The organism is Actinomadura sp. NEAU-AAG7, from assembly GCF_018603865.1.
GTDB lineage: Bacteria > Actinomycetota > Actinomycetes > Streptosporangiales > Streptosporangiaceae > Spirillospora > Spirillospora litoris.
The window spans coordinates 879279-900742 of sequence record NZ_JAHFZY010000001.1; the positions used below are offsets into that span (position 1 = coordinate 879279).

Annotated in this window: 21 protein-coding genes, 2 tRNA genes, 1 pseudogene and 1 CRISPR repeat array; of the genes and pseudogenes, 11 read left to right on the forward strand and 13 right to left on the reverse strand. The window is 71.0% G+C overall.

Going from position 1 to position 21464, the window contains the following annotated elements:
• Window position 1: 1 nt before the first annotated feature.
• The 3 genes from cas2e (at window position 2) to KLI87_RS04135 (ending at window position 2552) form a co-directional block, all read left to right on the forward strand.
• Window positions 2–316 (forward strand): type I-E CRISPR-associated endoribonuclease Cas2e, encoded by a 315-nt coding sequence (cas2e, locus tag KLI87_RS04125; protein ID WP_214615886.1) that lies wholly within the window; start codon window positions 2–4, stop codon window positions 314–316.
• 129 nt (window positions 317–445) lie between these two features.
• Window positions 446–1378: direct repeats of the CRISPR family, unit length 25 nt; unit sequence CCACCCCCGCTCGCGCGGGGAGAAC.
• A 203-nt stretch (window positions 1379–1581) separates the two neighbouring features.
• The gene (locus KLI87_RS04130; protein WP_214615887.1) at window positions 1582–2205 is read left to right on the forward strand and encodes a hypothetical protein; all 624 of its coding nucleotides are present in this window, start codon (window positions 1582–1584) and stop codon (window positions 2203–2205) included.
• Window positions 2202–2552, forward strand: a complete 351-nt coding sequence (locus KLI87_RS04135; protein WP_250903475.1) for an NUDIX domain-containing protein — start codon at window positions 2202–2204, stop codon at window positions 2550–2552. Before KLI87_RS04130 ends, KLI87_RS04135 begins: the two co-directional genes overlap by 4 nt.
• 160 nt (window positions 2553–2712) lie before the next feature.
• On the opposite strand, the gene KLI87_RS04140 is transcribed toward KLI87_RS04135, so the two are convergent.
• Both KLI87_RS04140 and KLI87_RS04145 read right to left on the reverse strand, forming a co-directional pair.
• Window positions 2713–2805: transfer RNA gene (locus KLI87_RS04140), tRNA-Ser, on the reverse strand.
• Between the two features lie 130 nt (window positions 2806–2935).
• Window positions 2936–3349 carry a hypothetical protein gene (locus tag KLI87_RS04145; RefSeq protein ID WP_246250787.1) on the reverse strand — a complete coding sequence of 138 codons (414 nt, stop codon included), beginning with the start codon at window positions 3347–3349 and terminating at the stop codon, window positions 2936–2938.
• A gap of 377 nt (window positions 3350–3726) precedes the next feature.
• Here KLI87_RS04145 and KLI87_RS04150 point away from each other — a divergent pair.
• A tRNA-Arg gene (locus KLI87_RS04150) sits at window positions 3727–3799 on the forward strand.
• A gap of 974 nt (window positions 3800–4773) precedes the next feature.
• Here KLI87_RS04150 and KLI87_RS04155 read toward each other — a convergent pair.
• The 4 genes from KLI87_RS04155 to KLI87_RS04170 all read right to left on the reverse strand — a co-directional run bounded on the left by KLI87_RS04155 (window position 4774) and on the right by KLI87_RS04170 (window position 7651).
• Complete coding sequence (locus tag KLI87_RS04155) at window positions 4774–5475, reverse strand: haloacid dehalogenase-like hydrolase (protein WP_214615888.1); 702 nt, start codon at window positions 5473–5475, stop codon at window positions 4774–4776.
• A gap of 64 nt (window positions 5476–5539) precedes the next feature.
• Window positions 5540–6415: a hypothetical protein gene (locus KLI87_RS04160; RefSeq protein ID WP_214615889.1), complete on the reverse strand. Its 876-nt coding sequence runs from the start codon at window positions 6413–6415 to the stop codon at window positions 5540–5542.
• Between the two features lie 49 nt (window positions 6416–6464).
• Window positions 6465–7139 carry an O-methyltransferase gene (locus tag KLI87_RS04165; RefSeq protein WP_214615890.1) on the reverse strand — a complete coding sequence of 225 codons (675 nt, stop codon included), beginning with the start codon at window positions 7137–7139 and terminating at the stop codon, window positions 6465–6467.
• A gap of 80 nt (window positions 7140–7219) precedes the next feature.
• A complete protein-coding gene (locus tag KLI87_RS04170; protein WP_374225429.1) occupies window positions 7220–7651 on the reverse strand; it encodes a MerR family transcriptional regulator in 432 nt (143 codons plus the stop codon).
• 46 nt (window positions 7652–7697) lie between these two features.
• Between KLI87_RS04170 and KLI87_RS04175 the strand changes: the two genes are divergently transcribed.
• From KLI87_RS04175 to KLI87_RS04185, 3 genes are all read left to right on the forward strand, one after another.
• Complete coding sequence (locus KLI87_RS04175; protein WP_214615891.1) at window positions 7698–8669, forward strand: SDR family NAD(P)-dependent oxidoreductase; 972 nt, start codon at window positions 7698–7700, stop codon at window positions 8667–8669.
• 442 nt (window positions 8670–9111) lie between these two features.
• A complete protein-coding gene (locus KLI87_RS04180; RefSeq protein WP_214615892.1) occupies window positions 9112–9954 on the forward strand; it encodes a glycoside hydrolase domain-containing protein in 843 nt (280 codons plus the stop codon).
• A 32-nt stretch (window positions 9955–9986) separates the two neighbouring features.
• The gene (locus tag KLI87_RS04185; RefSeq protein WP_214615893.1) at window positions 9987–10457 is read left to right on the forward strand and encodes a macro domain-containing protein; all 471 of its coding nucleotides are present in this window, start codon (window positions 9987–9989) and stop codon (window positions 10455–10457) included.
• 3 nt (window positions 10458–10460) lie between these two features.
• On the opposite strand, the pseudogene KLI87_RS41820 reads toward KLI87_RS04185, so the two are convergent.
• The 4 genes and pseudogenes from KLI87_RS41820 to KLI87_RS04200 all read right to left on the reverse strand — a co-directional run.
• Window positions 10461–10670, reverse strand: a pseudogene (locus KLI87_RS41820) (hypothetical protein); the annotation flags it as partial.
• A gap of 574 nt (window positions 10671–11244) precedes the next feature.
• Entirely contained in the window at window positions 11245–12582 is a 1338-nt protein-coding gene (locus tag KLI87_RS04190) for a cell wall metabolism sensor histidine kinase WalK (protein ID WP_214615894.1), read from the reverse strand.
• A complete protein-coding gene (locus tag KLI87_RS04195; RefSeq protein ID WP_214615895.1) occupies window positions 12579–13274 on the reverse strand; it encodes a response regulator transcription factor in 696 nt (231 codons plus the stop codon). The genes KLI87_RS04190 and KLI87_RS04195 overlap by 4 nt, the downstream gene beginning before the upstream one ends.
• Before the next feature lie 133 nt (window positions 13275–13407).
• Window positions 13408–13899 (reverse strand): DUF5666 domain-containing protein, encoded by a 492-nt coding sequence (locus tag KLI87_RS04200; RefSeq protein WP_214615896.1) that lies wholly within the window; start codon window positions 13897–13899, stop codon window positions 13408–13410.
• Between the two features lie 209 nt (window positions 13900–14108).
• Here KLI87_RS04200 and KLI87_RS04205 point away from each other — a divergent pair, with 209 nt between their 5' ends.
• A complete protein-coding gene (locus tag KLI87_RS04205) occupies window positions 14109–14603 on the forward strand; it encodes a SigE family RNA polymerase sigma factor (protein WP_156220227.1) in 495 nt (164 codons plus the stop codon).
• Between the two features lie 2 nt (window positions 14604–14605).
• Window positions 14606–15262, forward strand: a complete 657-nt coding sequence (locus KLI87_RS04210) for a hypothetical protein (RefSeq protein WP_214615897.1) — start codon at window positions 14606–14608, stop codon at window positions 15260–15262.
• Window positions 15263–15269: 7 nt separating this feature from the next.
• On the opposite strand, the gene recQ is transcribed toward KLI87_RS04210, so the two are convergent.
• Both recQ and KLI87_RS04220 read right to left on the reverse strand, forming a co-directional pair.
• Window positions 15270–17090, reverse strand: a complete 1821-nt coding sequence (recQ, locus tag KLI87_RS04215) for a DNA helicase RecQ (protein ID WP_156220225.1) — start codon at window positions 17088–17090, stop codon at window positions 15270–15272.
• 46 nt (window positions 17091–17136) lie between these two features.
• The gene (locus KLI87_RS04220; protein WP_156220224.1) at window positions 17137–17796 is read right to left on the reverse strand and encodes an HAD family phosphatase; all 660 of its coding nucleotides are present in this window, start codon (window positions 17794–17796) and stop codon (window positions 17137–17139) included.
• 180 nt (window positions 17797–17976) lie between these two features.
• Here KLI87_RS04220 and KLI87_RS04225 point away from each other — a divergent pair, with 180 nt between their 5' ends.
• Both KLI87_RS04225 and KLI87_RS04230 read left to right on the forward strand, forming a co-directional pair.
• Window positions 17977–18447: a hypothetical protein gene (locus KLI87_RS04225; RefSeq protein ID WP_214615898.1), complete on the forward strand. Its 471-nt coding sequence runs from the start codon at window positions 17977–17979 to the stop codon at window positions 18445–18447.
• Between the two features lie 91 nt (window positions 18448–18538).
• On the forward strand, window positions 18539–18916 hold the full coding sequence (locus KLI87_RS04230; RefSeq protein WP_214615899.1) for a phage holin family protein: 378 nt from the start codon (window positions 18539–18541) through the stop codon (window positions 18914–18916).
• A gap of 8 nt (window positions 18917–18924) precedes the next feature.
• Here the strand turns inward: KLI87_RS04230 and KLI87_RS04235 are convergent, their stop codons facing one another.
• Window positions 18925–21396 carry a hypothetical protein gene (locus KLI87_RS04235; RefSeq protein WP_214615900.1) on the reverse strand — a complete coding sequence of 824 codons (2472 nt, stop codon included), beginning with the start codon at window positions 21394–21396 and terminating at the stop codon, window positions 18925–18927.
• Window positions 21397–21464: the final 68 nt, after the last annotated feature.

Genomic DNA, 21464 nt, shown 5'->3' on the forward strand with positions numbered 1-21464 from the left:
CATGGCCAACATGACCGTCATCGCCACCACCGCCATCCCCGACCACCTGCGCGGCGCCCTCACCCGATGGATGACCGAACCCATGCCCGGCCTCTACGTCGGCACCGTCTCCGCCCGCGTCCGCACCGAACTCTGGACAGCCGTCGCCGCCTCCATCGACGACGGCGCCGCCCTCCTCCTACACCCAGACGCCAACGAACAAGGCTTCACCCTCCACACCGCCGGCCAACGCCGACGCGTCCCCATCGACTTCGACGGCCTCACCCTCATCGCCCTCAACCCCGCCGAAACAACAAACGACCCCGAAACCACCTAACGTCACCACGCCAATAGGACGCATTCCAACCCCCGCCGAAGACCACCCTGCAGGCGCAGCGGATCGTAGAAACTCCCGCTGCATCGGGAGAACTACGGCGGCGCCAGCCCAAGCTGGTTCCAACCCAGGCAACCCCCGCGCACGCGGGGAGCCCACCCACGATCACGTTCGACGACACCCCGCCGGACCACCCCCGCTCGCGCGGGGAGAACCGCTCCGCCGTCCACCACTGCACGCTCTCGCCCGGACCACCCCCGCTCGCGCGGGGAGAACAGGCGACGCGCCGCCGTGGCGCCCGTCCACAGCGGCCCACCCCCGCTCGCGCGGGGAGAACGCCTACGCCACCGAGCGCGTCGCGCAGGCCACCGGACCACCCCGCTCGCGCGGGGAGAACCCGGGGAAGGTCACGAACGGCGAGGTTCAGCGCGGACCACCCCCGCTCGCGCGGGGAGAACGTCCGGGCCCCGTCGGAGGACCCGGCCGCCTTCGGACCACCCCCGCTCGCGCGGGGAGAACGCAGGAGGCGATGGTGATGGACGGTGCGTGAACGGACCACCCCCGCTCGCGCGGGGAGAACGTTGACATAGATCCGCAGGTAGGGGGCTCCGGCGGACCACCCCCGCTCGCGCGGGGAGAACACCGAGCCCGCGCCCCAGGACCGCTACAACGCCGGACCACCCCCGCTCGCGCGGGGAGAACCAGGTCGGCCTCGGAGGCCTCGGAGAGCCCGGCGGACCACCCCCGCTCGCGCGGGGACCGGGTGTCGGCGTCATCGATCAGAGCCAGGATCGGACCACCCCCGCTCGCGCGGGGAGAACCGAGATGCGGGAGGGAGCGTGAGCGTCCCCTCCGGACCACCCCCGCTCGCGCGGGGAGAACCTTCCTGACCGTGGGCGTCAGCGCCGTGTCCGCGGACCACCCCCGCTCGCGCGGGGAGAACCGCCAGATGTCGCGCGGCAGGCTCTCCAGAATCGGACCACCCCCGCTCGCGCGGGGAGAACGGGAAGGCACCGGCGCCGCTAGACCTGATCGCCGGACCACCCCCGCTCGCGCGGGGAGAACACTTGGCGACCTGGGGTTACGTGGGGTCGTTACCGTTTTGAGATGAACGGGTGCGGGGTCGGCGGTCGTCGTGCATGGGGTGAGCTTACGCAAGGAAGCTCACCCCGGCCCGCTCGAACAGCATGCGCCCATCGGTGATCTCCGACCCGGCGTCGGTCGGGGCAGCCAGGCACCTGCTGGCGCAGCTTCCTAGAACACCTCACGTGGACGAACACGAGATCAGTTCGGATGAGAACATCGAGTTCCTTGCCGGTGACCTGCCTGAGCGTGTCCGGTCGCTCAACCGGCTGGCCCAGGGCCTGCCCGGCCTCACGGAGCCGGCCGCTGCCTACACGATTCTGGGAAACCTTGCCCAGACGTCTTACGAGCTGGCCGAGACGGCCGAGCAGATCGACGCCTTCCTGACGCGGGAACTTGAAGCCGGTCGGCTCGGGCACGACCGTGGAGAGGATCCCGTTGCCGCTGTGACGACCGCGCACGATGTGCTTGGTCGGGCGGTCGAGCAATCGGCCGAGCTTCGAGACAGTTTCCGTCGGGCGGCAAGCGCGCTCGCTCCCATCCACGGTTCGGATGCCGGGGAACTCCCGCCGCCCGTCCAGAATGTGGTCGCGGAGCTGACGGAAGCGGAGGACGCGCGGCTGGATCCCGCAGGTGAGGGCTTCCCGCGAGCGATCGACGAGGTTCTTTCGGATTCGGAAGCGGCCGCGGACGTGCCTCCGGAGCGGTCGATGAGAACCGCCACATCCGCCTGTCGGTGGCCAGCGTCGAGCTGCCCACCGGAGTCCGGTTCGATCAGTACGTCATCCGGTTGCCCCGTTGCGTCATGACCGCCGTGCTGGACGAGGCCGGCGAGAACATCCTGCTGATCTACCGGCATCGGTTCATCATCGACCGTTGGGACTGGGAGGTGCCCGGCGGGTACGTCGATCCGGGAGAGGATCCGGCCGCCGCCGCTGTGCGGGAGGCCGAGGAGGAGACCGGCTGGCGCCCTCGCAGCGTGGAGTTCCTGTACAGCTTTCAGCCGATGATCGGGTCCGCCGACGCGCGGCAGGATCTGTATCTGGCCTACGGCGCCGACCTGGTCGGAGAGCCGCACGCGGACGCTCCTCCTGTCCCACCGAACGTGATCTCGCTGGCCGATCGACGCAAGAAGCGAGATGAACACGCAGGGTAGTCACTTCATGATCCAGTTCGGTGGCTCTGACCTGGGCTCGGTGACACCGCCACGACATCTCGTGCTCACCATGTGCTATCCAGGGCCAGCAAAACGGACATATGGAACGCGACAGGGGTTTCGCCGGAGAATGCGATCTTCGGCGAAACCCCTGGTCAGGTGGCGGAGGATCGGGGATTTGAACCCCGGATGGGCGGTAAACCCAAACCGCATTAGCAGTGCGGCGCCATAGACCGGACTAGGCGAATCCTCCAGTTGCCCTCAGGCTCAGGACAGGCTACCGGTTCGGCGCGCCTACCGGCAAAGTCTGGCCCGGGGTGGCCTGAGCTTAGTCCGGATCGCGGGGTTCCGCTCCCGGGGCCGCGGGAGCGGAGCGTCGCGATTCAGCCCAGGCGGAAGCCGGTGTAGCCGCAGGCCTTGCCGAGCTCGTTGCCGTGCTGCTGCATCGCGGTGAAGTTGGGCGAGCCGCCGGAGAGGTTGCCGGAGCTGAGACGTCGCAGGGTGGCGGCCGTGTCGTCGAGGTCGCTCGCGAACTTGGTCGCGGCGGTCTGGACGTCGCCGCCCGCGTTCTGGCCCTCGGTGCGGATCTTGGACGCCGCGTCCGCGAACCTCTGGGCGTTCGCCGCGGACCCGCTCGACGCGCCGCCGGAGGCGACGCTGCGCAGCTCAGACTCGATGTTCTTGCACGCGGTCTTCTTCTTGCCTCCGCCGGTCACGGAGTCGATCGGCCCGCACGCCGTAGAACCGAGCAGCACGCCACCGATGGCGAGGACGCCGACGAGCTTGGTGGCAGACATGCGCATAGGGGTTTCTCCTTCTAGGGGGGTTTGGGACATCGGACGAGGGTAGACCTCGCAGGTCACTCACGTCTCGATTACCCCTTTGGCGCCATCCCGCCACAAACGGTTCCGTGACCCAGATCACAATGCGTCGGGTCATCGGGCGCTCGGGAGGCAGCACGCAGGGCGGCCGGTGTCGCCGTGGCGCTGGACGTTGAGTCGCGGGGCGTGACGTCCCCGAGCGCGGGTCGGTGGCGACAGCGGGACGGTCCACAGGTGCGAGTGCCCTACACTGGAGGGGCGCGGGGCCGAGGAATCATATGCGCAATCACCCACGTGAGAGCTGCTAGACTCTCGCCCCGTTGGTAAAACTCCTGGTGAGAGCCAGGCGGCAAGCACCCGTAGCTCAACGGATAGAGCATCTGACTACGGATCAGAAGGTTAGGGGTTCGAATCCCTTCGGGTGCGCACAGTTCAGAGGCCTCTTCCGATCTTGGAAGGGGCTTCTTGCGTGGGGCTTGGGATTTGATCAGGTCCCGAAGAGGGCTCCATTCGTGGCCTCCGCCGCCGCCTGGTTGAGCCGATGGCCGTACCTATTCGTCGTGAGCGCGATGGACGTGGGCCCAAGGATCGGCGGACGACGTGCGACCGCGCCCTCCCCGCACCTCAGGTCGAGGCAGTTGTGATTGCGATGAACGGCGACTTCTTGCCTGGTCGATCGTGGGCGTTCGCCCCTCTTCGGCCGCCTCGTGAGGAGCTGCGACGCTTCCCGCTTGCCTCGGTGAGGACGGCGTTCACAGCTCACCCGCGACTAGGCGACCACAGTCCGAGTCGCTTGAGCCGTCGTTTCGCCGCGTGCCGGGTGTCTTGGGACTGAGGCCCGGTACTTTCCAGTGCGATCTCGTGGAGACGCTCGGAAAAGATGACGACTTCCTCGTCCGTCGTCCAGGCCACGGCCTTGGAGAGCCAGTGGTCCGACCAAGCGTTCAGGCCCATGTCGATCACGGCCCTCAGCGCTTCGCCTACGTCGGGATCGCCGGCCCCAAGGCGGGCCCGCGCTTCGGACTCGACGTCAATCCGTGGACGCTCCAGGAGCGGTAGCAACCACATGCGGCCCCGGCTGAGTCGAACGCGGGACTCGTTCTCGGTGTCCACGGCCCACGTGCTGCCCACCAGGACCAGCCATGGCCCACGGGCCTTGACCGCCAGAACTGTACGGCTCACCGAGCACATCACGGCGAACAGCCTCCCCTGCACTTCGGACGATCCGGAAGGAGGGACGTCGGCCACGCGGGGTTGGGCGGTGGCTCCCTTAGGAGTTCGAATCCCTTCGGGCGCGCACTGGTCAGAGGCTCCTGGCGATCATCGCGAGGGATTTTGGTGTTGGTGGGGCGACGCGGTCGGACGTGTCGAGACGTCCTTCGGAGCCTCGGGGACGTGGGTCATGGGCGGCTGACGTTCAGGATGGCGTGCACCGCGGCGTCGGTGTCGGTCAGGGAGGTCAGGACGATCTCCGCGCCGGCCGCTCTCAGGTCGGCCTCGCTGCTGGCGCCGGACGCGACCGCCACCACGCGGGCGCCGCCCTGGTGGCCGGCGTGCACGTCATGAGGGGTGTCGCCCACCAGGACCGTCCTGGACGCGTCGAACGTCTCGCCGTACTTGAGGGCCGCGCGGTCCTGCGCGAGCCTCACCAGGGGAGGGCGGTCGGCGTGGTCCAGGCCGTACGCGCCGACCTCGACGTCGACGAACCGCTCCAGCCCGAAGGCGCTCAGTTTGCACTCCGCTATCGGCCTCATGTTGCCGGTCAGCACGGACTGCACCACGTCGGACCTTGCGCTGAGCGCCTCCAGCACTGCCCGTGCTCCTGGCAGGACGCTGCCCCGCGCCTTGATCTCGTCCTGCCTGGCGGCGAACGCCCTGCCCAGCGCGTCGGTGAAGCTGAGCATGAGGTCGACCGTGGGCTCGACGTCGTGATAGCGCAGGGTCTCAGCGGTGATCGCCCGGTCCGTGCGACCGGCCATGTCCGCGACCCGCTCGATGGCGCGGCCGGTGAGCTGGTGGAACACGGTGGCATAGATCTCAGCGCTGAGTCCGCGGACACTGATCAGCGTGTGGTCGATGTCCCAGAGCACCAAGGTTCGCACGCACGCATCGTAGGAAACCCATCGCGCGGACGACGCGGCGGGACCGCCGGGCGCGCTCGGTGCCTTAGAAGGTGAGCGAGAACTCCGATATGGAATCGTAGGGGACGGCGCCCCACTGCTTCACCAGGACATCCCAGACGCGGCGCATCAGTGACCAGTCGGCTTCCCTCAGGAGTTGGACGGAGACCATCAGGTCACTTCCCCGGATGCCGTGGGTGTCGCCGTCCGGCGTGAGTTCGAGGATCTCCTCGGCCAGCTCACGTGCGCCGGTCCACAGCTCGATGATGAGCGGGCTGGTCGTCGTCTTCTTGTCGAAGAGATCGCACCAGGAAGCGCCGGGCTCCTCGCCCCTTTCCCGCACCAGGACGGGGCCACCGCTCTCAGAGACCGCCGCGATGAGTTGATCGAGGGCGTCAGAGGCCGCGACCTCGCCCCGTTGGCGAAGAACTGCACGTGGTAGCTCATCTGCGCTCCCTGTCCAAGAGCCCGAAGGTATCCCTCGACAAGGACGTTTCTCGGGATGGCCTGTGACCATGGCGCTTCCCGACGACTGGTGGGGGTCCTTGTTGATGTCGAATCCGGACGACTCGTCCCAGGCGACGGCTGCCCATCTGTTGGTCAACGTCCGCCAGATGCGATCGACGAGGGCGTCGTCCATCTCGCCGCTCAGGGTGAGCTGCACTTTGGGGTCGCTTCCCCAGACTCCGTGAGCGTTGTCCGGCGAAGCGTCGATCACCTCTTCGGCGATGAAGGCGACACCCGCATGCGTCTCCAGTCCGATCCAGCCCGTGGCGATATGGCAGGCGGCGATCTCGTCGACGTAGTCGCCCGTGCCGGGTTTCGCCAGGATGGGAGGCCCCGCCGATTCGGTGAGGTTCACGAGTGCGGACGAGGCGTTCTCCTCGCCGCTGCGGCAGAAGAATGACAGGTGGTAGGCCACATCGGATCCTGGCTCGCGCGCCGTGCTTGTGGCAACAGCGGGGCGGCGGTCAGGCTGTCCGGCGGATCAGGAGGAAGCCGTCCCAGCCTTTGGCGCCCACTGTCTGGATCGCCGTGGCGTGCAGACGTGGATCACGGGCGATCTCCGCCACGACCGCGCGCACGCCCTGAGCGGAGGCGTCGAGGGTCTCGGAATCGGTGACCGTGCCGTTGCGGACGACGTTGTCGATCACGATCACGGCGCCGGGGCGTGTCAGTGCCAGTGAGGCCCGGAGGTAGGCCGGGTTATTCGGTTTGTCGGCGTCGATGAACACGAAGTCATAGGGCTCAACCGCGTCGTCGATGAGGCGCTGTGCCGATTCGGTGGCGGGGCCCGTCAGAATCTCGACACGGTCGGTGACGCCCGCGCGTTCGAGGTTTTGCCGGGCGACCTCGGCGTTCTGTTCCTCCAGTTCCAGGGTGGTCACATGGCCGCCCTCGCCGACGGCGCGTGCCAACCAGACCGTGCTGTATCCGGCGAGGGTGCCGAACTCCAGAACGCGAGTGGCATCGGCCATCTGGCAGAGCATCCCCAGTAGCTTGCCCTGGTTGGGGGACACCTCCGCTCGCGGCATGGTGGTGCGCGTCCCGGATGCTCGGGCCGCGGTCAGCGCGTCGTCTTCGGCGACGAGGGCGTCCTCGAAGTAGGCGTCGACCTCGCGCCAGGTCTGGTCCGATTCGTACATCTCCGGCTGCCTCCTCCGCTGAAACAGCGAACCATGATCCACTTTTGCACAACGAGCCTGCGCACGGCAGGGGCGCCGGCTCAGCCCGTCGGGTCCCAGAGGCCGCCCGCCTCGCCGCGAGCGAGGTGTTCGGCATAGACACCGGCTTTCCAGGCGATGAGGGTGCGGCACTCCTCCAGGGCCTGAATCTGTGCCTCCACGCGTTGCTGATGGGCGTCGAGGAGCCGTAGGCGGTCTGCCTCGTTGCCCGGACCGAGGCGCACCAGCTCGGCGAAGTGTTTGAGGTCGGCGAGCGGCATGCCGGATTCGCGGAGTTTGACGCAGATCAGCAGCCAGTCGACATCGACGGGGGTGTAGCGCCGTCGTCCGCCCGCGGTGCGCTGGACGGGCCCGACGAGCAGCCCTTCGCGTTCGTAAAAGCGCAGTGCGTGGACGCTGAGCCCGGTGCGTTCGGCCACCTCGCCGATGCTCAGCTGTTCCGCGCGGGTTTCGGCGGTTTCCATGCCGTCCAGCCTAGGGCTTGATCTAGACCTCGCTCTAGCTCGTAGCGTCGTCGGCATGACCACCACTGATCAGCAGTCGCTCGGCTCCCCGTTCTCCGCTGCCAGTACCGCCGAGGACGTCATGGCCGGCATCGACCTCTCCGGCAGGACCGCCGTCGTGACCGGCGGATACTCCGGGCTCGGCCTGGCGACCACTCGGGCCATGGCGGCCGCGGGGGCCCGCGTCATCATTCCGGCACGCCGGCCCGGTGTCGCCCGCGCCGCCCTTGAGGGCCTGGACGGCTGCGAAGTGATCCCTATGGATCTGACGGACCTCGGTAGCGTCCGCGTTGCCGGCGCGCGAATCAGCGAATCCCTCGACAGGATCGACTTCCTTATGGCCCTTGCCGGGGTCATGGCCACTCCTGAGTTGCGCATCGGCCCCGGTGGATGGGAGGGCCAGCTCACCGCCAATCATTTCGGACACTTCACTCTCGCGTGTGAGGTTTATCCGCTCCTGGTCGCTGGCGGTGCGCGTGTTGTCGTCAACAGTTCTGCCGGGCATACTCTGACCGACATCCGCTGGATTGACCCGCATTTTCAAACCGGTTATGATAAATGGCTTGCCTATGGTCAGGCCAAGACCGCCAATACCCTGTTCGCCGTCCACCTCGACGCCCTCGGACGCGACGACGGCATCCGGGCGTTCGCCCTGCATCCGGGCAAGATCATCACCGGTCTCCAGCGGGAGATGAGCCTCCAGGAGCAGATCGACCGCGGCTGGGTGGACGAGTGCGGCAACGTGGTCGGCGCCGGTTTCAAGACGCCCTCCCAGGGCGTCGCGACCGGTCTCTGGGCAGCCACTTCTCCGCTGCTGGCCGACCGCGGAGGCATCTACCTTGAGGACTGCGACGTCGCCCGCGTCTCCGCCCCCGGCGAGCCCATGGACGACGGCGGCGTCCGCGAATACGCCATCGCTCCCGAGTCGGCCGCGCGGCTCTGGGACCTCTCCGTCGCGGCGACCGGTGCTGCCCCGATCCTCCGATGAACCGGCTTGGTGGCGAGTCGGCCTTCGGTTGGGCGCTGTAGGCCGACGTGGCGCCCGACCGTGTCTCCGGGCTTAGGCCGCCTCAGCGTTCGTCGTGGTCGGGGGATATGCGGAGGTTGTTCAGGTGTTTTACCGCAAATGATCAGCCGGAGGGGTTGGAAGGTAGTTGTCTACCAGGGTGGGTTTCATATTTGGGAGTTGATCGATGGGTGTGGCGTTCTGATCAACATGCCCGGTGGGTTGGGCCCCGGACGTGCGCTGCGTTGGGGCTCCTGGCTTGTCGGTTATGTGGTGGTGTCGACCTCTATTTCGCTTTTTAGGGTGTGCCTGCCCAGACTTCGGGGTGGACATGGGTTGAACGAATTGTGTGAGTTTGTCAATATGCCTGCGTGCGTTGCCCGACGCGGTGTTGCCTGCCCGTCATGACAGAAGGGATGGCGGAATGAGCGTCTTCGGAGTGGATTACGCGTGGGGACGGCCCGGCCCGTCCGCGCTGAGGAAGGCGGGGGCGAAGTTCGTCTGCCGCTACCTGTCGCATGACGCGACCGGGAAGAACCTGACGCGCGCCGAGGCGGAGCAGCTGTCGGAGGGCGGCCTCTGGCTGGTCGTGGTCTGGGAGACGGCGGCGTCGCGGGCGCTGTCCGGCAAGGACGGCGGCGTCGCGGACGCGGAGGACGCCGCCAAGCAGGCGCGGGCCTGCGGGATGCCGTCGGATCGTCCGATCTACTTCGCCGTGGACTTCGACGCCGAGTCCGGCCACCAGTCGGCGATCAACGCCTATCTGGACGGCGCGGCGTCCGTTCTCGGACGCAAGCGGATCGGTCTCTACGCGGGATACGGGCCGATCAAGCGGGCGTTCGACGCCAAGAAGATCACCTACGGGTGGCAGACGTACGCGTGGTCGGGCGGGCGCTGGGACTCGCGGGCGCACCTCCAGCAGTACTCGAACGATCACACCGTCAACGGTGTGGGCGTCGACTACAACCGGGCCATGAAGGACGACTACGGGCAGTGGCAGGTCGACCGGGCCCCCAAGCCTCCCTCGTCGCACGCGCCGAAGTGGCCCGGCCGGCACCTCACGCAGCCGCCCGTCATGCACGGTGATGACGTCCGGACGTGGCAGAGGCAGATGCACAAGCGCGGGTGGCGGATCAGCGTCGATGGTGCGTACGGCGCGGATTCGGAGCGGGTCTGCCGCGCGTTCCAGCAGGAGAAGCACCTCGGTGTGGACGGCGTCGTCGGGCCCGCGACGTGGCGGGCCGCCTGGGACGCGCCCGTCAGCTGAAATGTCGGTGGCGGAGGGTAGCGTGCCGACACGTGGGGGTCAGGTATCTCAAGGGGGACGCGACGTCCCCGCAGGCGAAGGGGGTGAAGATCGTCGCCCATGTCTGCAACGACCTGGGCGGTTGGGGGAAGGGCTTCGTCCTGGCGGTGTCGCGGCGCTGGAAGGAGCCCGAGGCGGAGTACCGCCGCTGGTACCGGGAGCGGGCGAGTAGCGGGTTCGGGCTGGGGGCCGTGCAGTTCGTCCAGGTCGAGAAGTACGTGTGGGTCGCGAACATGGTCGCGCAGCGGGGGGTCAAGCGGAGCCGTAGGGGGCCGCCGATCCGGTACGAGGCGCTCGGACGGTGTCTGGAGGTGCTCGGAGGCAGAGCGGTCGAACTCGAAGCGAGCGTCCACATGCCACGTGTCGGTTGCGGGCTCGCCGGGGGGAAGTGGGAGCTGGTCGAACCGCTGGTGGAGCGGCATCTCACCGAGCGGGGCGTCGAGGTGACCGTCTACGACGCCTAGCCGTCACGCCCGGCTTCGCCACCGACCCTCCGCCGGCCGGCAGCAGTGCCGAGGTGGCGTCTGGGACGCCTGAAGGCCGCAGCATGAGGAGCGAATTCTCCGCCCACATAAGTCGGTGCCGCCTGCGGGTCCCGCTTGGCGCGCCGCGACCAGATCCCCGGACGTCCCCTCGAACACCACCCGCCCGCCGTCCCGACCCGCGCCCGGGCCCAGGGTGGGTGATCACCCCCTCCGCCGGGAGGCGTTGCGCGAAGGGCGCCGGACGGTTGCGGCGCCGAGGCGCCGTCTGTGGCGGCTCAGAGGCACAGCATGGGGGCGAAGTATCGCCAAGGTGCCTTTGCCGGCGTCTTCTACGGCGCCTAGGGCCGCGTGTGGCGGTGGCCGCGTCCGAGCCTCTCCAGGTTCTTGGCGCCGTGCGGCGTACCGGCCGGACAGGCCCATGAGCGCGCGGACGGCGCGCTACGGGTGACGTCGCATCCGGTGACGTACCCGTCCACGTCTTTTCGCTGGTGTCGTCTGAGAGTCCCGTCGGCTGGACGGTCGCGGCGCCGAGGCGATCGGCGGCTCGGCGAGGGGCCTGTCGTGGGGGGATGGTGGCGTCCGGTCCTTGGCGGTGCCATAGCTGCCTGCATGCCCTCACCGGGAGGGCTAGGGCGGCTTGAGGACGCTGCCTGGCGGGAGCTTGGGCTGTTTCGCCAGTGACGGAGGCGGCGCCGCCCAACGCTGATGGACACCGCTCTCGCGCCGGGTCGCCGGTGGGGGGTCGGGAGGGCTGGGTGTTTGGGGGTCAGGGGGGTGGGGGGAGGGTGATTCTCACGGTGGTTCCGGTGCCGGGGGCGGAGAGGAGTTGCGCGTGGCCGTGGTGGGCGGCGGCGATCGCGGCGACGATGGGGAGGCCCAGGCCCGCGCCTGTGGCGCCCTGCTCGGCTCGGTGGAAGCGTTCGAACGCGCGGGCTGCGTCGTCCGGGGACATGCCCGGGCCCTCGTCGGCGACCTCGATGACGCCGGGGGCGAGGCGGACGGTCGCCGGTGTCCCGGGGGGTGTGTGGGCGCGGACGTTGGCCAGGAGGTTCGCGAAGATCTGGCGCAGGCGCGCCTCGTCCACGGTCGCGATGAGGGTGTCCGGGGCGTCCAGCCGCACGGGGTGGTCGGGTGAGGCGGCCGTCGCGTCGGCGACGGCGTCCCGGGCCAGGACGACCAGGTCGGTGGGGACGGGGTGGAGCGCCGCCCCGCGATCCAGGCGGGCGAGTTCCAGCAGGTCGCTGACCAGGTTGTTCATGCGGTGCGCCTCGTCCTCGATGCGGCGCATCGCGTCGGGCAGCTCGTTCGGGCCGAGGGCGCCGTGCCGGTACAGCTCGGCATATCCGAGGATCGTGGTGAGCGGTGTCCGCAGCTCGTGCGAGGCGTCGGCGGCGAACTCGCGGACGCGCGCCTCGGAGCGGCTCCGGGCCCAGAACGCCTGCTCGATCCGGTCGAGCATCACGTTGATCGCACCGGCGAGGCGGGCGGCCTCGGTGCGCCTGCCGGGGCCCGGCATGCGGGCGCGCAGGTCGCCGCCGGTCGTGATGGCGTGGGCGGTGGCGGCCATCTGGTCGAGCGGACGCAGGCCGCGGCCGATCAGGCGGCGGCCCAGGAGCGCCAGGGCGGCGAGCAGGACGGCCGCGGTGGCGACCTCGGTGAGGACGAGGTTGCGGACCGCCGAGGTGATCCCGGTCAGGGGCGCGGCCACGATCACGATGCCGTTGCGCCAGGGGCGCGCCACGGCGCGCAGCCCCGGGAGCGAGAAGGGGGCGAGGTCGCTCGCGCGGGCGTCGAGGGTGGCGCGGTCGATCCGCCGCACCTCGGCGACGGCCCGGTCGGGGTTCGGCGCGTCGCCGCTGAGCACCCGCACCTGGCCTGTGGGCGTGACGGCGAGCACCACGAACTGCGCTGGGGCGGCGCCCCCTTGGGGCGGGCCGAAGTGGGCGATCCGCCCGATGGCCCGGTCGCGGGTGGCCTGGAGCTGCCCGTCCACCCGGTGCATCAGGTAGCCGCGCAGGACGAGCGCGCTCACCAGGCCCATGATCGCCAGCCCGGCGAGCGTGACCGCCAGCAGCCCGGTCAGCAGCCGCGCGTTGAGGGTCATGGCCGCAGCGCGTAGCCCACGCCGCGCTGGGTGTGGATGATCGGCGTGCCGAGCGGGTCGAGCTTGCGGCGCAGGTAGCTGACGTAGGTCTCGACGACCTGGGCGTTGCCATGGTGTTCCCAGCCCCAGACGCTCTCCAGGAGCTGGGTGCGCGACAGGACCTTCCCGGCGTTGCGCATCAGGTGGGCGAGCAGCCTGAACTCGGTGGGCGACAGGTCGACCCGGGCGCCGCCGCGCCGGACCGTCCAGTGCGCCTCGTCGAGTTCGAGGTCGCCGACGCGCAGCACCCCGTCGTCGCCGGGCGGGGAGGTGCCCGCCGGGGCCGTCCGCCGCAGGACGGCCCGGACCCGCGCGACGAGCGCCTCGATCGAGAACGGCTTGGTGACATAGTCGTCGCCGCCGAGCGTCAGCCCCCGGACGGTGTCGGACGGCGTGTCCCGTGCCGTCAGGAAGACCACCGGGACCTGGTCGCCGTCCGCGCGCAGCCGCCGGCACACCTCGAAACCGTCGAAGTCGGGGAGCATCACGTCCAGCAGGACGAGGTCGGGCCGACTCTCGGCCACCTCCCGCAGCGCGTCCTCGCCGGTGGCGGCGGTGGCGGTCGCGAAGCCGTGGAAGCGCAACGCCACCTCGATGAGGTCGCGGATGTTCGCCTCGTCGTCCACGACGAGCACCCGCCGGCTCTCGCTCATCGGCCCCCGCCCGCCCTCGGTTTCACGCCTGTCGTCCGCTCACCGGCTCCAGGGCTCCGCGGCCGGTCTCGGGTTCAGCCTGGTGCCCGCCACCGCCTCCCGTCCAGTGCCGGCGCACGCTGGGGCGGGCCGGTCAGGGCTTCTTGGGGGCGCGGACCAGTTTGGCGATGCGGGTGTTTCCGGAGCGCTCGCCGAAGACGAGGACCTGGTCGCCGTTGGCCAGTGCGGAGAGCGCGGACTTGTCGCCCTCCTTGCGGATCACGGTCTTCGCGTCGGTGGTCCAGGTCCAGGACACGCCGTCCTCGCTCCGGACGGTCAGGGTGGCGCCGGAGCGGGCGGTGACCGCTCCGCGCTGCCAGGTGGAGAGGTGGAAGCCGTCCTCGCGGCGGACGGTCGCCTCGCCGTGGACGCCTCGGAAGTCGCCCATGCCGTGCCACCTGGGGTGGGCGTCGCCGTTTCGCTGGTGCATTCTCCAGGGCGCCCCCGACGGCTTGGACGAGGGCGACTCGGATGCGGACGGGCTCGGGGTCGGGTTCGCCGCCGCCGGTACCGCCAGGTAGAGGCCGAGGCCGAGGAGGCCCGCCGACCCTATCCCGGCCGCGAGGGTCTTCTTGTTGGTGCGCATGGCCACATGTAACCGGGGATGCCTGGCAGAAGCCCTCCCAGAATCCTGGGAGAACCCTGGGAATCGGCGCTCGGTTTCGTGGAAGGCGCGGCGAAGAGGGAGCGTGCCTCCTTCGAGGGGATTGTGATGTGGGTCTCAGTTTGGGGTGAGGTGTCCTCCGTTCCGGGTGCGCCGGGAGTAGGGACGGTGAACGAGGGGCGGAGGACGGGATGACGGATCGTGCCTGTTTCACCGACTACGTCGAGGAGCATTCGGAACGTCTGCTCAGGACCGCGTACCTGCTGACCAGGGACTGGGCTCGCGCCGAGGACCTGCTCCAGACGGCGCTGGCCAAGGCGTGGGTCGCGTGGGGGCGGATCCAGGACGACCCGGGCCCGTACGTCTACCGGATCCTGACGAACACGCACGCGTCCTGGTGGCGGCTGCGGCGGCGGGGCGAGGTGCCGACCGAGCACCTGCCCGAGGTGCCCGGCGCGGACATCTCGCAGGCCGTGGACGACCGCGAGGTCATGTGGGACGCGCTCGGGCGGCTCTCGCCCCGGCAGCGTGCGGTGGTCGTCCTGCACTACTTCGAGGAGATGTCGGTCGAGCACGTCGCGGTCGTCCTCGGATGCACGGGTTCCACGGTGAAGACGCAGCTCCGTAGGGCTCTTATCCGGTTGCGGGTGGATCCGTCCCTGCACGTGTTGAAGGAAACGAGGTAGCGGTGCCTTACGCAGAGGAAGAACTGGCGACCGTTCTACGGGATCTCAGCGGGGGCGCCTCCCCCAACCCTGGCCGCGTCGACCAGGTCGTGCGCAGAGGGCGGGCCATCCGGCGCCGGCGGCGGGGCGGGGGGCTGGCCGCCGGGACGATGGCGGTCGCCGCCGTGGCCGCGCTGACCCTGAGCCCCGGGACGGGGAACCGGCCCGTGGACGACGCCGTGCCGGTCGCGGTCCGGTTGCCCCTCAGGGTCGCGGCGCCCGAGGCGACGCGGCGGAGCGAGGCGCTGTCGCTGGTGCAGAGCGTGCGGCGGCAGCGGATGGGGGAGATGGCCGCGCTCCGCTTCACCGCGCGGAGCGCGAACACGCTGTTCAACGTGCGGTGCGCGGTGCCGAACTCCTGGCTGATCACCCGCCTCGACACGCCCGGACGTCCCGGGAGCGTCGGACGGTGCGGCCCGGACGACAACGTGTCGCAGCTCGACAAGCGGTCGGCGGGGCCGGGGTGGGTCGGGTCGGTACGGACCCTGGAGGTCTGGGTGCTGCCGCCGCAGGCGCCCGTCACCACGGAGACCAGCCCGGCCAGCGTCGCGCTCATCGCGTCCGAGACGGGGCTGTGGGACGGCGCCTGGGCCGTCGGCATCTACGACCGGACGACCTGACCCCGGATCAGCCGGCGGCCAGGGCCTCCAGGACCTGGTCGCCGTACTTGGCCAGCTTGTTCTCGCCCACGCCGCTGATCCGGCCCAGCTCGGCCAGGGAGGACGGCAGGGCGGTGGCGATCTCGCGCAGCGTCGCGTCGTGGAAGATCACGTAGGCGGGGACGCCCTGCTCCTTGGCGGTGGCGCCGCGCCAGGCGCGGAGGCGCTCGAAGACCGGGACGGCCTCGGGGGCCAGCTCGACCACGGCCTTGGCGGCCTTGGACGTCTTCGCGGCCTTGGCCGCCGGGCGCTCGGCCTCACGGCGCATCATGACCTTGCGCTCGCCGCGCAGGACCTCGGCGCTGGCCTCGGTCTGGAGGAGGGTGCCGTGGTCGCTCTCGACGGCGATCAGGCCCTGGGCGAGGAGCTGGCGGACGACGCCGCGCCACTCGGCCTCGCGGAGGTCGGCGCCGACGCCGAACGGCTTGAGGGAGTCGTGGTCGAACTGGATGACCTTGGCGCTCTTCTTGCCGAGCAGGATGTCGATGATGTGCCCGGCGCCGAACTTCTGGCGGCGCTCCCGGTCGAGCCGGACGATCACCGACAGGACCTTCTGCGCGGCGACGGTCGCGTCCCAGGTCTGCGGGGGTGACAGGCACGTGTCGCAGTTCCCGCAGGGTTCGCCGCCGGCCTGGCCGAAGTAGTTGAGGAGCTGGACGCGGCGGCACTCGACGGTCTCGCAGAGGGCGAGCATCGAGTCGAGGTGGGTGGCCTGGCGGCGGCGGTGCGCGGCGTCGCCCTCGCCGCCGTCGATCATCTTGCGGAGGTTGACGACGTCCTGGAGGCCGTAGGCGAGCCAGGCGGTGGAGGGGAGGCCGTCGCGTCCGGCGCGCCCGGTCTCCTGGTAGTAGCCCTCGACGGACTTGGGCAGGTCGAGGTGGGCGACGAAGCGGACGTCGGGCTTGTCGATGCCCATGCCGAACGCGATCGTCGCGACGATGACGAGGCCGTCCTCGCGCAGGAAGCGGGACTGGTGCTCGGCGCGGGTCCGCGCGTCCAGGCCCGCGTGGTAAGGGAGGGCCTCGATGCCGTTCTGGGTGAGGAACTCGGCGTGCTTCTCCACCGAGTTGCGCGACAGGCAGTACACGATGCCCGCGTCGCCCTGGTGCTCGTTGCGCAGCAGGTGCAGGAGCTGGCGTTTCGCGTCGGTCTTCGGCTCGATGCGGTACTGGATGTTCGGCCGGTCGAAGCTCGCGACGAAGTGCTTGGCCTGTTCGAGGCCGAGCCGGGAGGCGATCTCCGCGCGGGTCGCCTCGGTGGCGGTGGCGGTGAGCGCGATGCGCGGGACGTCCGGCCAGCGCTCGTGCAGGCCCGACAGCATCAGGTAGTCGGGACGGAAGTCGTGGCCCCACTGGGAGACGCAGTGCGCCTCGTCGATCGCGAACAGCGCGATCGTGCCGCGGTCGAGCAGCTCGATCGTGGACCCGAGGCGGAACCGCTCGGGGGCCAGGTAGAGCAGGTCCAGCTCGCCCGCCGCGAACTGGGCCTCGACGACGCGGCGCTCGTCGTGGTCCAGGGTGGAGTTGAGGAACCCGGCCTGGACGCCGAGGGCGCGCAGCGCGTCCACCTGGTCCTGCATGAGGGCGATGAGCGGCGAGATGACGATCCCGGTGCCCTTCCGGACCTGCGCGGGGATCTGGTAGCACAGCGACTTCCCGCCGCCGGTCGGCATCAGCACGAGCGCGTCGCCGCCGTCGACGACGTGGTCGATGATCTCGCCCTGCCCGTCACGGAACGCGTCGTAGCCGAACACGCGCCGCAGCGTCTCCAGCGCCTCGGGGGAAGCCATCGCCCCATCCTAGGAGCCGCCACCGACACCCGTCCCCGGGAACGCCTCAGGAACCGAGCCGCCCGACCAGCTCCGGCGTGATCTCGTCCAGGTGCCGGACGGTGTGCGCGGCGAGGTCCAGCGCCTCCGGGGCGGGCGGGTGCGCCTCGCGCGGCACGGCGATCACCGCCATCCCCGCCGCGTGCGCCGAGCGCAGGCCGTTCGCGGAGTCCTCGACGGCGACGCACGCCCCGGCCGGGACCTCCAGCCGCGCCGCGACGGTGAGGTAGCCGTCGGGTTCCGGCTTCCCCCGGTCGACCTCCTCGGTGGACACGGTGGCGCGGAACAGGGCCTCCACCCCGAGCTTGCCGAGGGCGAGGTCGATCAGCGCGCGCGGCGACGAACTGGCCAGCCCCAGCGGACGGTACTCGGCCATCCGCTGGACGGCCTCCCGCGCGCCCGGCAGCAGCGGCGGCCCGTCCGCGTAGCGCTGGGACATCTGGTCGATCACCTCGTAGGCGACCTCGTCGGCCGTGACGCCCTCGACGAGGTCGGTCGCGATGTAGTCGGCCCACTCGGGGGTGCTCATGCCCATCAGCCGCTCCTGGGTGTCCGGGAGCCAGCGCCCGCCGCGGGCGGACACGTAGCCGCGGCGGACCTCCTCCCACAGCGGTTCGGAGTCGATCAGGACGCCGTCCAGGTCGAACACGATGGCCTGCACGGGCATGGGCCCCTCCTCGCTCGGCGTGGTCTCCCGGCAACGATCACTACCCGGTGCGATCGCCGGGGAACCCCCCGTACGAGCCGAACGGAAGTTCTCCCGCGGGGGAGGCGTCGTCCGGGGGGTCTCTGGCATGGTGGGGGGCCTCCGTCCCCCCTCCGGAGTCACAGCAGAGGAGATCTGCCCATGGTGTTCCTCGGTTTCCTACTCGTCGCGGCGGCCCTCGTGGTGGCGGTCGGCGTCGTCCTCGACAACACCGGTCCCGTGCACCTCACCCTCTTCGGCGAGACCGTGCCGGGGGTGGACGACCAGTGGCAGGTCTTCCTGGCGGGCGCCGCCGTCGCCCTCGTCTTCATCGCCGGGGCGATGCTCACGTTCCTCGGTGCCGGACGGGTCATGCGCGCCCGGCGGGACCTGCGCTACCTGCGCGAGGAGCACGAGGAGTCGCTCAGCACGCTGGAGATGGAGAAGCGCCAGCTCCAGCGGGAACTCGCGCGCATCCGGCAGAGCGCCGCCGCCGCGCAGCCCGCCGCCGCGCAGCCCGCGGCCCCGGAGACCGGGGTCCCGGTCGCGGCGGGTGCGGCGACGCGTCCCGTCGCGGCCGCGTCCCGGCAGCAGAACCCCGCCGCGTCGCCCTTCTTCCACCGCAACGAATGAGCCCTCCTCGTACCGGATGATGAGTGAGCCGCACGGCGAAATCGCCATGTAGAGGGATGGCAGGCGCGTCCCCGACCAGCATGATCGTGGTGTGCGGATACTTCTCAAGATCGGCATTACGGCGGCCGCCCTGGCGGTGGCCACCGCGCTGCTGGACGGCATCACGGTCTCCGGCGACACGGCCGGGCGGCGGGCGCTGACGCTGGTCGCGGTCGCGGCCATCTTCGGCCTTGTCAACGCCATCATCAAGCCGATCGTCAAGACGCTCGGCTGCGCCCTCTACGTCCTCACGCTGGGGCTCATCGGGCTCGTGGTGAACGGGCTGCTGCTGTGGCTGACCAGCGTCGTCGCCGACCGCCTGGACCTGCCCTTCCACGTCACCGGCTTCTGGCCCGCCTTCTGGGGCGCGATCGTCGTCGGCGTCGTCGGCTGGCTCCTCCACCTCGTCCTCGGCGGCGAAGACGACTGACCCGGCCGCTAACCCCAGGTGAGCGAGGCGGCGCGGGCTCGGGCGAAGGGACTGTCCTCCTCCTCCGGCCCGGCGCCGCCGACGAGGATCCAGCGGCGGGCGCGGACGGCGCCGACCAGCAGCTCCGCGTCGGTGAGGCGTCCCGCGTCAGCCACGATCAGAGTGTCGAACTCCTCCCCGGCGGCGGTGAGCCCGGCGCCGAGCGGGGTGCCGACGACCAGGTCGGCGGTGCGGAGCAGGCCCTCGGCCGCGCCGTCGGCGGCGGCCCCGCCGTCCAGGTAGGCGGTGAGCCGTTCGATCCTGGCCATCGCCCGCGTCTGGTGCGTGCTGATCAGCTCGGGATCGCCGACCGGGTCGGCGCCGCAGATCTCCCGGACGTTCTCGCGGGAGCGCGCCTCCGCCTCGACCGCGGTCTCCAGGTCCCGCTCGCGGGACGCCAGCTCCCGCTCGGCCTCCGCCGTGCGCCGCTCCAGAGCGGAACGTGTCTCGACCGCGTGCGAGGCCGCCGCCTCCGCGGCGGCCTTGGCCCGCCCGGCGGTGGCGAGGGCCTCCTCCCGGGCCACGCGCGCGGCCTCCACCCGCTCCTCGATCGCCCGCGCGGCCTGCTGCGCGACGCGGGCCTCCATGCTCATCTGCGTCGCCTTGTCCACGGACTCGGCGGCCAGCCTCGCCTGCTCCTGGTAGGCGGCCGCCGCGCTCTCCCGCTCGGACGCGAGCCAGATGAGCTCCGTGCCGAGGCGCTCCTGCGCCTCCCGCGCGTGCGCGAGCCGCGTGCCGCCGTCGGACACGAACGCCGCGAGCTCCTGGTGGCGCCGCCCCGCCTTCTCCGCCGCGTCCTTGGCCTCCTGGGCGCGCCTGGCCGCCTCGTCCGCCTCCCTGGCGCGGGCCTTGACCTCGGCGCGCATGCCGCTCAGCCCGGACGGCGGGGACGCCACGTGCATGCGCTGCCCGAGCGTCATCTTCCGCTTCATCGCCGACAGCGCCGACTCCGCCGACACGAGCCGGTAGTAGGCCGCGTGGCCCTCCCCGGAGGCGTCCGCGTCGGCCGCCGTCAGCCGCTCGGCCTCCGCGGCGACGCCCGGGAGCGCCTCCTTCGCCCGCTCCAGCTCGTCGGTCAGCGACGCCTCAAGGTCGCGCGCCGCCTGGAGCTCGGCCTGCGCGGTCGTGTCGCGCGCGTGCAGCTCGGCGCAGCGGGCCTGGGCGGCGTCGGCGTCGCGGGTGCGGTCGCTCGCGTCGGCCGCCGCCGCGTCCGCCACCGCCTGGCGCCGTTCGGCCTCCGCCTTCGGGCCCGCCAGCTCGGCCTCCGCCTCGTCCTGGACGGTGATGAGCCGCTCCGCCGCCGCCTCGGCGTCGACCGCGCCCTGCTCGGCCGCCGCCTCCGCGGCGCCCGCGTCCTCGATCTCCTTGGTGAGCGCGGCCAGTTCGGCTTCCAGCTCCGCGCGGCGCCGCGTGTTCTCGTCCTGGACGGCGCGCAGCGCCGCCGCGTCGCGGGGCCACTGCTCCAGCCACATCAACCCGCGCTTGAGCAGCCGCGCCTCGGTCTCCCACGACTGCCGCCACGCCTCCGCCACGGGCCGGACGACCGCGTCGCGCACCCATTCCTCGGGCTCGCGGGGCGGCTCCGCCGGGTTCGGGAGGTCGGGGAGGGTCATGTCGAGGGCGCCCTCGTCGTCGAAGCTCAGCGGCCTGAACTCCACGGTGCCGTTGGAGCCGAACTCGCCGCGCGGGGTGGGGCCGTCCGGCTCGGCCGGGGGCGCCGCCGGGCGCGTCTCGATCAGGAGGGCGAAGACGTCGTCCCGCATGCTCCGCAGCAGTTCCGCGGCCCGCTCCTGGTCGGGGGCGAGGAGGAGCGCCCGCTGGCCGGCGTCCAGCGACTCCTGGACGGCGGCGCGGACGGCGGCGTCCTCGTCCCGCGTCTCCACGATCTGGACGTCATCGCCGGAGGTCAGGGAGCCCGGGGCGACGAGCAGCCTGGCCAGGCTCTCCCAGTCGCCGGCGACCCGCCCCTCCCGGAACGCGCGCACGGCCGCGATGTAGGGCGCCCACCCGACCGCCTCGGACGAGGACTCCCGCAGCCGCGCCTCACGCTCCTCGAAACCCTCGGTCAGCGCGCCGTAGGTGGACTCGACCAGATTGGCGCCGTCCCAGCCGTCCTCCAGGATCACGCCCGCCTCGTCGTCCACGAGGGGCTCGACCTCCGGGAGCGGCGCGGTCCGCGCGACGGGCTCTGGCTCCGCGACAGGCGCGGGCTCCGCGACCGGCTCGGGCTCCGCGACCGGCTCCGCGACCGGCTCGACCTGCGCGATCGGCGCGGGCTCCGAGACCGGTTCGTCCTGCGTGACCGGCTCCGCGACCGGCTCCGCGAGCGGTTCGACCTCCGCGGTCGGCTCCGCCGCCCGCTCCGGGAGCGGGACGGGATCCGGAGCGTGAGGAGATCGCTCGTCCTCGTGCGGCTCGTTGGGCTCTGCTGACTGCTTCACCGACGCCATCCCGTTCCAGATCGACCCCGGGGCCGTATTTCTCCCCTTCTGCTCCGGACTAACGTCTC